Source organism: Streptomyces sp. SirexAA-E, assembly GCF_000177195.2.
Lineage (GTDB): Bacteria > Actinomycetota > Actinomycetes > Streptomycetales > Streptomycetaceae > Streptomyces > Streptomyces flavovirens.
The window spans coordinates 4,379,435-4,394,269 of sequence record NC_015953.1 but is presented as its reverse complement, the minus strand read 5'-3'; the positions used below and the strand labels follow the sequence as shown (position 1 = coordinate 4,394,269).

General features: G+C 66.6%; 11 protein-coding genes and 1 tRNA gene. All 12 read right to left on the bottom strand.

Going from position 1 to position 14,835, the window contains the following annotated elements; genetic code table 11:
- Positions 1-13 precede the first annotated feature (13 nt).
- Positions 14-484 (bottom strand): 30S ribosomal protein S7, encoded by a 471-nt coding sequence (gene rpsG / locus SACTE_RS19705; protein ID WP_014047773.1) that lies wholly within the window; start codon positions 482-484, stop codon positions 14-16.
- A gap of 2 nt (positions 485-486) precedes the next feature.
- Positions 487-858, bottom strand: coding sequence for a 30S ribosomal protein S12 (gene rpsL, locus SACTE_RS19700; protein WP_003948652.1), 372 nt, complete (start codon positions 856-858; stop codon positions 487-489).
- 478 nt (positions 859-1,336) lie between these two features.
- On the bottom strand, positions 1,337-5,236 hold the full coding sequence (locus tag SACTE_RS19695; RefSeq protein ID WP_014047772.1) for a DNA-directed RNA polymerase subunit beta': 3,900 nt from the start codon (positions 5,234-5,236) through the stop codon (positions 1,337-1,339).
- Positions 5,237-5,365: 129 nt separating this feature from the next.
- Positions 5,366-8,851: a DNA-directed RNA polymerase subunit beta gene (gene rpoB, locus SACTE_RS19690; protein WP_014047771.1), complete on the bottom strand. Its 3,486-nt coding sequence runs from the start codon at positions 8,849-8,851 to the stop codon at positions 5,366-5,368.
- Positions 8,852-9,451: 600 nt separating this feature from the next.
- Complete coding sequence (gene rplL, locus SACTE_RS19685) at positions 9,452-9,835, bottom strand: 50S ribosomal protein L7/L12 (protein WP_014047770.1); 384 nt, start codon at positions 9,833-9,835, stop codon at positions 9,452-9,454.
- 84 nt (positions 9,836-9,919) lie between these two features.
- Positions 9,920-10,477, bottom strand: a complete 558-nt coding sequence (gene rplJ / locus SACTE_RS19680) for a 50S ribosomal protein L10 (RefSeq protein WP_014047769.1) — start codon at positions 10,475-10,477, stop codon at positions 9,920-9,922.
- 300 nt (positions 10,478-10,777) lie between these two features.
- Entirely contained in the window at positions 10,778-11,713 is a 936-nt protein-coding gene (locus SACTE_RS19675; RefSeq protein WP_014047768.1) for a hypothetical protein, read from the bottom strand.
- A gap of 145 nt (positions 11,714-11,858) precedes the next feature.
- Entirely contained in the window at positions 11,859-12,581 is a 723-nt protein-coding gene (gene rplA, locus SACTE_RS19670; RefSeq protein ID WP_014047767.1) for a 50S ribosomal protein L1, read from the bottom strand.
- An 82-nt stretch (positions 12,582-12,663) separates the two neighbouring features.
- A complete protein-coding gene (gene rplK, locus SACTE_RS19665; RefSeq protein ID WP_003967000.1) occupies positions 12,664-13,098 on the bottom strand; it encodes a 50S ribosomal protein L11 in 435 nt (144 codons plus the stop codon).
- Between the two features lie 176 nt (positions 13,099-13,274).
- Positions 13,275-14,168 (bottom strand): transcription termination/antitermination protein NusG, encoded by an 894-nt coding sequence (nusG, locus tag SACTE_RS19660; RefSeq protein ID WP_014047766.1) that lies wholly within the window; start codon positions 14,166-14,168, stop codon positions 13,275-13,277.
- A gap of 73 nt (positions 14,169-14,241) precedes the next feature.
- Positions 14,242-14,526: a preprotein translocase subunit SecE gene (secE, locus tag SACTE_RS19655; RefSeq protein WP_014047765.1), complete on the bottom strand. Its 285-nt coding sequence runs from the start codon at positions 14,524-14,526 to the stop codon at positions 14,242-14,244.
- A 106-nt stretch (positions 14,527-14,632) separates the two neighbouring features.
- A tRNA-Trp gene (locus tag SACTE_RS19650) sits at positions 14,633-14,705 on the bottom strand.
- Positions 14,706-14,835: the final 130 nt, after the last annotated feature.

Here is a 14,835-nt window from a genome sequence, read left to right as displayed (position 1 = left end):
GATGGGGAAGCGACTACCAGCGGTAGTGCGCGAAGGCCTTGTTGGACTCGGCCATCTTGTGGGTGTCCTCGCGCTTCTTGACAGCTGCGCCAAGACCGTTGGAGGCGTCGAGCAGCTCGTTCATGAGGCGCTCGGTCATGGTCTTCTCGCGGCGGGCGCGGGAGTAACCGACGACCCAGCGCAGAGCGAGGGTGGCGGCGCGACCGGGCTTGACCTCGATCGGCACCTGGTAGGTGGCGCCACCGACACGGCGGGACTTGACCTCGAGCGAGGGCTTGACGTTCTCAAGCGCGCGCTTCAGCGTGATGACCGGGTCAGCGCCGGTCTTCTCGCGGAGGCCTTCCATGGCGCCGTACACGATCCGCTCGGCGGTGGAGCGCTTGCCGTTGAGCAGGATCTTGTTGATCAGCGAGGTGACAAGAGGAGAACCGTAGACCGGGTCGATGATGACCGGGCGCTTCGGGGCGGGGCCCTTACGAGGCATTCTTACTTCTCCTTCTTGGCGCCGTAGCGGCTGCGGGCCTGCTTGCGGTTCTTGACACCCTGGGTGTCAAGGGAGCCGCGGATGATCTTGTAACGAACACCCGGCAGGTCCTTCACACGGCCACCACGCACGAGCACGATGGAGTGCTCCTGCAGGTTGTGTCCCTCACCCGGGATGTAGGCCGTGACCTCGATGCCGGAGGTCAGACGCACACGCGCGACCTTACGGAGCGCCGAGTTCGGCTTCTTCGGGGTGGTCGTGAACACACGCGTGCAGACACCGCGACGCTGGGGCGAACCCTCGAGCGCGGGCGTCTTGTTCTTCTCGACCTTGTCCTGCCGGCCCTTCCGGACCAGCTGCTGGATCGTAGGCACTACTTCTCCGGTTTCTGTGTGCCGTTCGTGAAACTAACCTGGAACACTCGCCGACCCACGCGGTCGGGTGTGTCGAATACTGCGAGCTCCCGCCGCGAGGCGGAGAAAGCGCAGATTGCAGTGACCACAAACGGACTCGCCATGCGGTTGAGGACACGCACACGAGCCCAGGCACACCCCAGGCACAAGGCTTGAGCGTACCTACCTCACGGACCTGGGTCAAAACAAATGCTGTCCACCGCGGACCGCCGGAACCCGGCATCCGGCGCCCCCGGCCGCCCCACTCCCCCGCCGCGGCGGCCGCACGTCCAGCACAACGCCTCTCACCAGCGAAAACGTCCTGGCCACGGCTCGCCCGACGCTCCCCGCCCGCACCGGCGCCGGTCACGCCGGGTGACCGACCTCACGGCCGGCCACCGGGCACGCGGAAGGGCGCCCACCCCGTACGCGACGGGGTGGGCGCCCTTCTCACTCACTTCTACTGGTTGTACGGACCGTAGTCGTAGTCCTCCAGCGGAACGGCCTGGCCGGAGCCCGTACCGAACGGCGAGTAGTCGATGTCGTCGTAACCGACGGCCGAGTACATCGCGGCCTTGGCCTCCTCGGTCGGCTCCACCCGGATGTTGCGGTAGCGGGACAGACCCGTACCGGCCGGGATGAGCTTACCGATGATGACGTTCTCCTTGAGGCCGATGAGCGAGTCGGACTTGGCGTTGATCGCCGCGTCCGTCAGCACTCGGGTCGTCTCCTGGAAGGAGGCGGCCGACAGCCAGGATTCCGTCGCCAGCGAGGCCTTGGTGATACCCATCAGCTGCGGACGGCCGGAGGCGGGGTGACCGCCCTCGGTGACCACACGACGGTTCTCGGTCTCGAACTTCGAGCGCTCGACGAGCTCGCCCGGCAGCAGCTCCGCGTCGCCGGACTCGATGATCGTCACACGGCGCAGCATCTGCCGGATGATGATCTCGATGTGCTTGTCGTGGATCGACACACCCTGCGAGTTGTAGACCTTCTGGACCTCGCCGACCAGGTGGACCTGGACCGCGCGCTGACCGAGGATCCGCAGCACGTCGTGCGGGTTGGTGGCACCGACGGTGAGCTTCTGGCCCACCTCGACCGGGTCCCCCTCGCCGACCAGGAGACGGGCACGCTTGGAGATCGGGAACGCCGTCTCCTCGCTGCCGTCGTCCGGGGTGACGACGAGCTTCTTGGTCTTCTCGGTCTCCTCGATACGGACGCGGCCCTTGGCCTCCGAGATCGGCGCGACACCCTTGGGCGTACGGGCCTCGAAGAGCTCGACGACACGCGGCAGACCCTGGGTGATGTCGTCACCGGCCACACCACCGGTGTGGAAGGTACGCATCGTCAGCTGGGTACCGGGCTCACCGATGGACTGGGCGGCGATGATGCCGACCGCCTCACCGATGTCGACCAGCTTGCCGGTGGCGAGCGAACGTCCGTAGCAGAAGGCACAGGTGCCGACCGCGGACTCACAGGTCAGGACCGAGCGGGTCTTGACCTCCTCGACGCCGGCGCCCACCAGGGCGTCGATCAGGACGTCACCGAGGTCGACGTTGGCAGGCGCGATGACCTTGCCGTCGACGACGACGTCCTCGGCGAGCATGCGGGCGTAGACCGAGGTCTCGACGTCCTCCGTCTTGCGGAGCACACCGTCCGCACCCTTGACGGCGATCTTCAGCTTGAGGCCGCGGTCGGTGCCGCAGTCCTCCTCGCGGATGATCACGTCCTGCGAGACGTCCACCAGACGACGGGTCAGGTAACCCGAGTCGGCGGTACGCAGGGCGGTGTCCGCCAGACCCTTACGGGCACCGTGCGTGGAGATGAAGTACTCCAGCACCGTGAGGCCCTCACGGAAGGACGCCTTGATCGGACGCGGGATGGTCTCGTTCTTCGCGTTCGACACCAGACCACGCATACCCGCGATCTGACGCATCTGCATCATGTTTCCTCGGGCACCCGAGTCGACCATCATGAAGATGGGGTTCGTCTTCGGGAAGTTCGCGTTCATCGCCTCGGCGACCTCGTTGGTCGCCTTGGTCCAGATCGCGATGAGCTCCTGCGTGCGCTCGTCCTTGGTGATCAGACCGCGCTCGTACTGCTTCTGGACCTTCTCGTCCTGGTCCTCGTAGCCCTTGACGATGGCCTTCTTGGCCTCGGGCACGACGATGTCCGACACGGCGACGGTGACGCCGGAGCGGGTCGCCCAGTGGAAACCGGCGGCCTTCAGGTTGTCGAGCGTCGCCGCCACGATCACCTTGGGGTAGCGCTCGGCCAGGTCGTTGACGATCTCGGAGAGCTGCTTCTTGCCCACCGAGTAGTCGACGAACGGGTAGTCCTCGGGCAGCAGCTCGTTGAAGAGCGCGCGGCCCAGGCTCGTACGCAGCCGGAAGGTGTCACCCGGCTGGTACTCGGGCTCGCCCTCCTCGGCGACCGGAGGCACCCAGCCACGCGGCGGGATGGTGCCCACCGGGAAGCGGATGTCGACCTTCGCCTGGAGCGACAGCTCGCGGGCGTCGAAGGCCATGATCGCCTCGGCCGTGGACCCGAAGGCCCGGTCCGCGCCCTTGACGTTGCGGCCCTCGTCGTCCGTGGTGAGGAAGAAGAGGCCCAGCACCATGTCCTGGGTCGGCATGGTGACGGGACGGCCGTCGGCCGGCTTCAGGATGTTGTTCGAGGACAGCATCAGGATGCGGGCCTCGGCCTGCGCCTCCGCGGAGAGCGGCAGGTGCACGGCCATCTGGTCACCGTCGAAGTCCGCGTTGAACGCGGTGCAGACGAGCGGGTGGATCTGGATGGCCTTGCCCTCGACCAGCTGCGGCTCGAAGGCCTGGATGCCGAGGCGGTGCAGGGTGGGCGCACGGTTCAGCAGCACCGGGTGCTCGGCGATGACCTCTTCGAGGACGTCGTACACGACGGTGCGGCCGCGCTCGACCATGCGCTTGGCCGACTTGATGTTCTGCGCGTGGTTCAGGTCCACCAGGCGCTTCATCACGAACGGCTTGAAGAGCTCCAGCGCCATCGCCTTCGGCAGACCGCACTGGTGCAGCTTGAGCTGCGGGCCGACGACGATCACGGAACGCGCGGAGTAGTCCACGCGCTTGCCGAGGAGGTTCTGACGGAAACGGCCCTGCTTGCCCTTGAGCATGTCGCTCAGGGACTTCAGCGGGCGGTTGCCGGGACCGGTGACCGGGCGACCGCGGCGGCCGTTGTCGAACAGCGCGTCGACGGCCTCCTGCAGCATCCGCTTCTCGTTGTTCACGATGATCTCGGGGGCACCGAGGTCGAGGAGACGCTTGAGGCGGTTGTTGCGGTTGATCACGCGGCGGTACAGGTCGTTCAGGTCGGAGGTCGCGAAGCGGCCACCGTCCAGCTGCACCATCGGACGCAGGTCCGGCGGGATGACCGGCACGCAGTCGAGCACCATGCCCTTGGGCTTGTTGCTGGTCTGCAGGAACGCGGAGACGACCTTGAGGCGCTTGAGCGCACGGGTCTTCTTCTGGCCCTTGCCGGTACGGATGATCTCGCGGAGGCGCTCGGCCTCCTCGTCGAGGTCGAAGGACTCCAGGCGCTTCTGCAGCGCGGCGGCGCCCATGCAGCCGTCGAAGTACGTGCCGAAGCGGTCACGCAGCTCGCGGTAGAGCAGCTCGTCGCCCTCGAGGTCCTGGACCTTGAGGTTCTTGAAGCGGCTCCACACCTCGTCGAGACGGTCGATCTCGCGCTGCGCACGGTCACGCAGCTGCTTCATCTCGCGCTCGGCGCCTTCGCGCACCTTGCGGCGCACGTCGGCCTTGGCACCCTCGGCCTCGAGCTCGGCCAGGTCGGTCTCGAGCTTCTTGGCGCGGTTCTCGAGGTCCGAGTCGCGGCGGTTCTCGATCTGCTGGCGCTCGACGGAGACGTGCGCCTCCAGCGACGGGAGGTCGCGGGTGCGGCGCTCCTCGTCGACGAACGTGATCATGTACGCGGCGAAGTAGATGACCTTCTCGAGGTCCTTCGGCGCGAGGTCCAGCAGGTAGCCCAGGCGCGACGGGACGCCCTTGAAGTACCAGATGTGGGTGACGGGAGCGGCAAGCTCGATGTGGCCCATGCGCTCACGGCGCACCTTGGCGCGCGTGACCTCGACGCCACAGCGTTCACAGATGATGCCCTTGAAGCGGACACGCTTGTACTTGCCGCAGTAGCACTCCCAGTCCCGGGTCGGACCGAAGATCTTCTCGCAGAAGAGTCCGTCCTTCTCGGGCTTGAGCGTGCGGTAGTTGATGGTCTCCGGCTTCTTCACTTCGCCGTGGGACCAGGTCCGGATGTCGTCCGCGGTGGCAAGGCCGATCCGCAGCTCGTCGAAGAAGTTGACGTCGAGCACTTGTCGTCAATCCCTCTTTCGGGGGTTCGAGCCCCCTCGCTTCACGCGAGAAATCGGGGCACTTCAGCAATGGTCTGAACGGGTCCGGGGAGAGCCGGCCGGATCACGGGGATCCGGCCGGACAACCCGTCAGACCTCTTCGACGCTGCTCGGCTCGCGCCGGGACAGGTCGATACCGAGCTCCTCCGCCGCGCGGAAGACGTCCTCGTCCGTGTCGCGCATCTCGATGGACATGCCGTCCGAGGACAGCACCTCCACGTTGAGGCAGAGCGACTGCATCTCCTTGATGAGCACCTTGAAGGACTCGGGAATGCCCGGCTCGGGGATGTTCTCGCCCTTGACGATCGCCTCGTACACCTTCACGCGGCCGGTCACGTCGTCGGACTTGATCGTCAGCAGCTCCTGGAGGGCGTATGCGGCGCCGTAAGCCTCAAGGGCCCACACCTCCATCTCGCCGAATCGCTGCCCACCGAACTGCGCCTTACCACCCAGCGGCTGCTGCGTGATCATGGAGTACGGGCCGGTCGAACGGGCGTGGAGCTTGTCGTCGACCAGGTGGTGCAGCTTGAGGATGTACATGTACCCGACCGAAACCGGGTCCGGGAACGGCTCGCCGGAGCGGCCGTCGAACAACTGGGCCTTGCCGGAGGGCTGCACCAGGCGGTCGCCGTCGCGGTTCGGGATCGTGGCTCCGAAGAGACCGGAGATCTCGTCCTCGCGCGCACCGTCGAAGACGGGCGTGGCGACGTTGGTGCCGGGGGCGACCTGGTCGGCGCCGATGGCCTGCAGGCGCTGTGCCCACTCGTCACCGAGGCCGGAGACGTCCCAGCCGCGGCTGGCGAGCCAGCCGAGGTGGATCTCCAGGACCTGTCCCGGGTTCATTCGGGACGGGACACCCAGCGGGTTGAGGATGATGTCGACCGGGGTGCCGTCCTCCAGGAACGGCATGTCCTCGATCGGCAGGATCTTGGAGATGACGCCCTTGTTGCCGTGACGGCCGGCGAGCTTGTCACCATCGGTGATCTTGCGCTTCTGCGCGACGTAGACGCGGACCAGCTGGTTCACGCCCGGCGGCAGCTCGTCGCCCTCTTCACGGTCGAAGACGCGGACGCCGATGACCTTGCCGATCTCGCCGTGCGGCACCTTCAGCGAGGTGTCGCGCACCTCGCGCGCCTTCTCACCGAAGATCGCGCGGAGCAGGCGCTCCTCGGGGGTCAGCTCGGTCTCACCCTTGGGCGTGACCTTGCCGACGAGGATGTCGCCGGCGACGACCTCGGCACCGATACGGATGATGCCGCGCTCGTCGAGGTCGGCGAGGACCTCTTCGGAGACGTTCGGGATGTCCCGGGTGATCTCCTCCGGGCCGAGCTTGGTGTCCCGGGCGTCGACCTCGTGCTCCTCGATGTGGATCGAGGAGAGGACGTCGTCCTGCACGAGGCGCTGCGACAGGATGATCGCGTCCTCGTAGTTGTGGCCCTCCCACGGCATGAACGCCACGAGGAGGTTCTTGCCGAGCGCCATCTCACCGTTCTCGGTGGCCGGCCCGTCGGCGAGGACCTGGCCCTCGACGACCCGGTCGCCCTCGGAGACGACGACCTTCTGGTTGACCGAGGTGCCCTGGTTGGAGCGCGAGAACTTGGCGATGCGGTACGTGGTGTACGTGCCGTCGTCGTTGGTGACGGTGATGTAGTCCGCGGAGACCTCCTGGACCACACCGTCCTTCTCGGCCTTGAGCACGTCACCGGCGTCGGTGGCGCAGCGGTACTCCATGCCGGTGCCCACGAGCGGGGCCTCCGACTTGATGAGCGGCACCGCCTGGCGCATCATGTTCGCGCCCATGAGGGCACGGTTGGCGTCGTCGTGCTCCAGGAAGGGGATCATCGCGGTGGCGACGGACACCATCTGGCGCGGCGAGACGTCCATGTAGTCGACGTCCGTGCCGGGCACGTAGTCGACCTCTCCGCCACGGCGGCGGACCAGGACGCGGGGCTCGGTGAAGCGCAGCTCGTCGGAGAGCGTCGCGTTCGCCTGGGCGATGACGAAGCGGTCCTCCTCGTCGGCGGTGATGTAGTCGACCTCGTCGGTGACCTGACCGTCGACGACCTTGCGGTACGGCGTCTCGATGAAGCCGAACGCGTTGACGCGGCCGTACGAGGCGAGCGAACCGATCAGACCGATGTTCGGGCCCTCGGGGGTCTCGATCGGGCACATGCGTCCGTAGTGGGACGGGTGCACGTCTCGGACCTCGAAGCCGGCCCGCTCACGGGAGAGACCACCCGGACCGAGCGCCGACAGGCGGCGCTTGTGGGTGAGACCCGACAGCGGGTTGTTCTGGTCCATGAACTGCGACAGCTGGCTGGTGCCGAAGAACTCCTTGATGGAGGCGACGACCGGCCGGATGTTGATCAGGGTCTGCGGCGTGATCGCCTCGACGTCCTGGGTGGTCATGCGCTCACGCACGACGCGCTCCATACGGGCGAGACCCGTACGGACCTGGTTCTGGATGAGCTCGCCGACGTTGCGCAGACGGCGGTTGCCGAAGTGGTCGATGTCGTCGGTCTCGACGACGATCTCCCGGCCCGACTCACCGATCGTCTCGGTCTCGCCGGCGTGCAGCTTCACCAGGTACTTGATGGTCGCGATGATGTCGTCGCTGGTGAGGACACCCGCGTCGAGCGGCTCGTCGGCGCCGAGCTTCTTGTTCACCTTGTAGCGGCCGACCTTCGCGAGGTCGTAGCGCTTCGGGTTGAAGTAGAGGTTCTCGAGCAGCGTCTGAGCGGCCTCGCGCGTGGGCGGCTCGCCCGGGCGCAGCTTGCGGTAGATGTCGAGCAGCGCGTCGTCCTGGCCCTGGGTGTGGTCCTTCTCCAGGGTGGCGCGCATGGACTCGTACTCGCCGAACTCCTCGAGGATCTGCTCGGTGGTCCAGCCGAGCGCCTTCAGGAGGACGGTGACGGACTGCTTGCGCTTGCGGTCGATACGGACACCGACCATGTCGCGCTTGTCGATCTCCATCTCCAGCCAGGCACCCCGGGACGGGATGATCTTGGCGGAGAAGATGTCCTTGTCGGACGTCTTGTCGATGGAGGAGTCGAAGTAGACGCCCGGCGAGCGGACGAGCTGCGACACGACGACACGCTCGGTGCCGTTGATGACGAAGGTGCCCTTGTTGGTCATGAGCGGGAAGTCGCCCATGAAGACCGTCTGGGACTTGATCTCGCCGGTCTCGTTGTTGGTGAACTCGGCGGTGACGAAGAGCGGGGCGGCGAACGTGAAGTCGCGCTCCTTGCACTCGTCGATCGAGTTCTTCGGGGGCTCGAAGCGATGGTCGCGGAACGTCAGCGACATCGACCCGGAGAAGTCCTCGATCGGGGAGATCTCCTCGAAGATCTCCTCCAGGCCGGACTTGGTGGGGACGTCTTGTCCGCTGTCCAGAGCAGCCTCGACGCGAGCCTTCCACGCGGCGTTGCCGAGGAGCCAGTCAAAGCTCTCGGTCTGCAGCGCGAGGAGGTTCGGAACCTCGAGGGGCTCCTTGATCTTTGCAAAAGAGATGCGCAGCGGGGCGGTGCTGGCACCGTTGTTCGTATTCGAGGTCGAGGCGTTGCGCGAGGCGGCCAAGAGGGGGTCCTTCCGAGGGCTCGGACTCACTACGCGCGTACCGGCCCCAAGCCACGCACAGCGACAGAAATCCCTAGGTCAGGGACGATCCGGTCATCGGTGCTAGGCGTGGGCATGCCCCTGGTGACGGGCAGGAGGCAGCTAACAGGCAGCGCAAAGGGTCAGTGTAGCCAAGTGCCACACTGATGTCCAGTCGGGGTTCTCAGAGACCCTCGTAGCTCGCAACAGCTGTTCTCAACACCTATGAATAGACCTCGCGCGGTGCGCGCTCTTCTTTACTGCCCTCTTCGCTCGCGATCCATGCCTCGGAACCGGATCGAGATGACGACGCGTCCTGAGAATTGCGCGCCGCGTGCGGTTCGTCAAGGCCCTGCGGCCCGGACGGTCGCCCCGCGATCTTCACCCGTCGCCCAGGGACACCGGTTGACGCCCCCGGAGAGACGCACGGCGAAGATCACCCTACTCGTCACCGGCAGAAGATCAAGGCAGCCTCCCGGAGCACGCCGAAGGGCGACCACCCGGATGGGTGATCGCCCTTCGCGATGGGACGTCCCCGCGCGTGGCAGGGGCCGTCCTACAGGAGTCCGGGGACTCCAGGGGTCACTTGACCTCGACGGAGGCGCCGGCGCCCTTGAGGGACTCGGCAGCCTTCTCCGCGGCCTCCTTGGCGACCTTCTCGAGGACCGGCTTCGGAGCGCCGTCGACGAGGTCCTTGGCCTCCTTCAGACCCAGCGAGGTCAGCTCACGCACGACCTTGATGACCTGGATCTTCTTCTCGCCGGCGCCGGTGAGGATGACGTCGAACTCGTCCTGCTCGGCGGCGGCCTCGACCGGAGCGCCCGGAGCGGCAACGCCGGCGGCGGCGACCGGGGCGGCGGCGGTGACGTCGAACTTCTCCTCGAAGGCCTTCACGAACTCGGAGAGCTCGATGAGGGTCATGCCTTCGAACTGCTCGAGCAGGTCGTCCTGGGACAGCTTCGCCATGACAGGCGTCCTTCCACTATTCGGCTGGTGCCGGATGTATATGTCGGCGGGCGTACGTGGAGCCCGCTGGACCGCGGAGCGTGATTACTCTGCGGCCTCGGCGGGAGCCGGAGTACCGGCACCGCCCTGCTCTTCCTTCTTGGCACGAAGCGCTTCCGCGGTGCGGACGAACTTCGAGGGCAGCGCCTGGAAGAGCGCGGCAGCCTGAGACTGCTTGCCCTTCATGGCACCGGCCAGCTTGGAGAGCAGAACCTCGCGGGACTCGAGGTCCGCGAGCTTCTTGATCTCATCGGCGGACAGCGCCTTACCGTCAAGGACACCGCCCTTGATGATGAGGTTGGGGTTGTCCTTGGCGAAGTCACGAAGACCCTTCGCCGACTCCACCGGGTCACCGGTGACGAAGGCAACCGCCGTCGGACCCGAGAACAGGTCGTCCAGCGCGTTGATCCCGGCCTCGTTGGCCGCAATCTTGGTCAGCGTGTTCTTCACCACGGCGTACTGGGCGTTCTCACCGAGCGAACGGCGCAGCTCCTTGAGCTGTGCCACGGTGAGACCCCGGTACTCGGTCAGCACGGCGGCGTTCGAGCTGCGGAACTGGTCCGTCAGCTCGGCCACCGCGGCAGCCTTGTCGGGCCTTGCCATGAGCGTCGGCCTCCTTCCGGGTGATGAGGACCGCTCAGAAGGGGCCGGGAAAGACGAAACGCCCCGGCGCAAGTGCCAGGGCGTAGCTCGACCGAACGAAATCCGGGAGACCGGACGAAATCCGGGAGCTTTCCACAGTCACCTGCGCAGGTCGTCCGTCTCGACGGATCCTTCGGTCACCCGCCCTCTGACGAGAGCGCGGCAACGACCAGCGGTCTTTGGCTTCCGGGAAAGACTACGGGAACGGATCCCGGTCAGGCAAATCGGGCCAACGAGGTGAACCTCGCCGGCCCGGCGGCGTCACTGAGCGGTGGTGTCCGCGCCCGCTCCGGCGGCACCGAGCTCTTCGAGCATCTGCGCCAGGTCGAAGGTCTCGCCGGCCGGCGGCGCCTGGACGGAGGCAGCGGTCCCGTAGTCCGAGTAGTCGGCGGTCATCCGGATCTCTCCCTGCGGACTGTCGATACCGACGTTCATCCGGATCGGGTAGCCGTCCTCGTCGACCCAGACCTCGGTGTCGTAGCCCTTGATGCCGGACTTCTCCATGCCGTCCAGCAGGTCCTTGCGCTCCTTGTCGCTGAGGACGTCGAGCGACTCGTTGGCCTCCACCATCTCGTCGGCCGTGAGGGAGCCCTTGTAGTGCTCGGTGTCGACGCCACCGATCTTCTCCGCACCCACGTGCTTGAGGTTCGGCGAGCCCAGGAGGACGGCCAGCTGCTGGGACGGGTCCTGGTTGGCGCTCTCCAGGCCGCTCGTCAGCTCCTTCTGGGCGGCCGCGTCACCGGACTGCTCCGCGATGGCGGCCAGGTCCATCTTCATCCAGCGCTTGCCGTCCATCTCCGGTACGGCCTGCTCGCCCATGTCCATGTACATGACGTTGTCGAGCATGAGCATGCGTATCTGCTCGGGCGCGTCGGCGGAGACCTGGAACGCCTCGCCCTTCATGGTCATGTCCATCACGCCGGGGTTCCACCCCAGGGTGCCGGTCATCTCCATCGTGCCGCCGGCCTCCAGGGAGGCGGGCATCTCCATCGTCATGTGCACCTTGGCGGACCCGGCGGCCGCGGTCTTCTTGTACGCCGCCGTCAGCACCTGCGTCACCGCGGCCCCCGACCCGCTCTCCGCCTTCGGCGCACCGGACGCCGGCTCCTTCTCGCCGCTCTGACAGCCCGCGGCACCGGCGACCACGATCGCTGCCACCAGCGTCACACCCGCGCGCCTCCATGTGGACGTGCTCATGTCCCCCACCCCCTGTTGTTCTGTTCTCGGTCCTTGCACCGTAACGCAGACCACTGACAGCCCGTCGGGAAAAAGCCCGCCCCCGCCGGCTCCGGAGAGCGGCGGGGGCGGGCTTCAGGTCACGGGAACCGCGACGCCGTCAGGATCAGACGGCGGCCGGGTCCTCCTCGACCAGGAGGTTGCGCACACGGTTGGCGTCCAGCGGGATGCCGGGGCCCATCGTGCTGGCGAGGGTCGCCTTCTTGATGAAGCGGCCCTTCGCGGCGGACGGCTTGAGACGGAGGATCTCCTCCAGGGCCGCGCCGTAGTTCTCGACCAGCTTCGTCTCGTCGAAGGAGACCTTGCCGATGATGAAGTGCAGGTTCGAGTGCTTGTCGACGCGGAACTCGATCTTGCCGCCCTTGATGTCGTTGACAGCCTTCACGACGTCGGGGGTGACGGTGCCGGTCTTCGGGTTCGGCATCAGACCACGCGGACCGAGCACGCGGCCCAGGCGGCCGACCTTGCCCATGAGGTCCGGCGTGGCGACGACGGCGTCGAAGTCCAGACGGCCCTTCGCCACCTCGTCGATGAGCTCGTCGGCGCCGACGATGTCGGCGCCCGCGGCTTCCGCGGCCGCAGCACGGTCACCGGTCGCGAAGACCAGGACCCGGGCGGTCTTGCCGGTGCCGTGCGGGAGGTTCACGGTGCCACGGACCATCTGGTCGGCCTTGCGCGGGTCGACACCCAGGCGGAAGGCGACCTCGACGGTGCCGTCGAACTTCGTGGTGGCGGTCTCCTTGGCGAGACGGACGGCCTCGAGCGGGGCGTAGGTACGCTCCCGGTCGATCTTCGCGTCCGCAGCGCGGAGGTTCTTGCTGCGCTTCACTTCTGCTCCTGAGGTTTTCAGAGTGTGGAGTCGTGGTGCGGACCAGCGCTTGGCCCTACCACTGGGGGCTTACGGGGCTGACTCAGCCTTCGACCGTGATGCCCATGGAACGGGCGGTGCCGGCGATGATCTTCGACGCGGCGTCGAGGTCATTGGCGTTCAGGTCGGGGAGCTTCGTCGTGGCGATCTCGCGGACCTGGGCGGCCGTCAGCTTGGCGACCTTGGTCTTGTGCGGCTCGCCGGAGCCCTTGTCCACACCCGCGGCCTTGAGGATCAGCTTGGCGGCCGGCGGAGTCTTCGTGACGAAGGTGAAGGAGCGGTCCTCGTAGACCGTGATCTCCACCGGCACGACCATGCCACGCTGCGACTCGGTCGCGGCGTTGTAGGCCTTGCAGAACTCCATGATGTTGACGCCGTGCTGGCCCAGTGCGGGACCGACCGGCGGCGCCGGGTTGGCCGCACCGGCGTTGATCTGGAGCTTGATAAGCCCCGTGACCTTCTTCTTCTTGGGAGGCATTGCTCTCTCCGGGTCCTAGTGAGAGTGTTTCGCCGCCATTCCGGTCATCCGGATGGAGGCATACCGCACAACGATAACGGGTATAGCTGTGCGACCAAAAACCGAGCAGGTCAGACCGGCGATGAAGCCGGTCCGACCTGCTCGGTAGGCATGTGTCCAGAGGGGGGCGGAACGCCCTAGTTCTTCTGGATCTGGTCGAAGCTCAGCTCGACCGGGGTCTCGCGGCCGAAGATCTCGACGAGGCCCTTGACCTTCTTCGAGTCGGCGTTGATCTCGTTGATCGTCGCCTGCAGCGTCGCGAACGGGCCGTCGGTGACGGTGACCGAGTCGCCGACCTCGAAGTCCAGCACCTGGACCTCGACCTTGCGGGCCGGAGCCGGCTTGCCCTCGGCCTCGGCCGCCTCGCGGGCCGCCTTCTCCTCGGCCTCGGGGGCGAGCATCTTGACGATCTCGTCCAGGGTCAGCGGGTACGGGTCGTAGGCGTTGCCCACGAAGCCGGTGACACCTGGGGTGTTGCGGACGACGCCCCAGGACTCGTTCGTCAGGTCCATGCGCACCAGGACGTACCCGGGGAGCTTGTTCTGACGGACGTTCTTCCGCTCGCCGTTCTTGATCTGGACGATCTCTTCCTCGGGCACCTCGGCCTGGTAGATGAAGTCCTCGACGTTGAGCGAGACGGCGCGCTGCTCCAGGTTGGCCTTCACACGCTTCTCGTACCCGGCGTACGTGTGGATGACGTACCACTCGCCCGGAAGACCGCGCAGCTCCTCGCGGAGGGCGGCGACGGCGTCGACGGGGGCGGCCGGCTCGGCGGGCTCCTCCTCGGCGGCGTCCTCGTCACCGGGCTCCTCGGCCTCGTCGGACTCGGCGGCCTCCTCGGCCTCCGCCTCCTCGTCGGACTCGGCGGCGACGGCGGCCTGCTCGGCGGGCTCGCCCGCCTCGGCGTCAGCAGCTTCGACCTGGTCCGGCGCCACGGCATCCGCCGACTCGACGATGTCGAGCTCGTCCTCGGCGGACTCGACGGCGCTCGCCGTGGGCTCGGCGTCGTCGTTCAGGTTCGGGTCAGACACGATGGCTGCTTCTTCCTGGATACAAATGGGTGGAACATGCGAAAGGGGCGCCGATGAGGCGCCCTTCGCGGGATCAGCCGAAGACGTACTTGATGACCCGCGCGAAACCGAAGTCAATCACGGTGACAAGGCCGATCATGACCACCACGAAGGCGATCACCACCGTGGTGTACGTCGTCAGCTGGCTGCGCGTAGGCCAGACGACCTTGCGGAGCTCGGCGACGATCTGGCGGTAGAACAGCGCGAGACGGCCCAGAGGGCCCTTCTTGCCGCGCTTGCCGCCCTTCCGAGGCTTTTTCGACTCGGGAGCTTCGTCCTCGGCATCAGGCATGTCGATGGAGCCCACGGCGTCCGTCACGCTACTCACCTGATTCCGGGTCGTGGCCGTGCCGCGCCCGGTGGAGCCGCACGGCGGTGCATTGAAGTACGTACATGCGCACACATCCTGGCGAAGGAGTGTGTAGCAGGGCCGGAGGGACTTGAACCCCCAACCGCTGGTTTTGGAGACCAGTGCTCTACCAATTGAGCTACGACCCTTTGTGGTTCCACCAACCTACCGCATCCTCCCCGGTGGGCCGGGTGCAAAAACGGTGCGGCTGATGAAGGCCAACGACAGGTGAGTGTACGTGCTCAGGGCCTCCGCGTCGAACAGACCACTACCGACCGG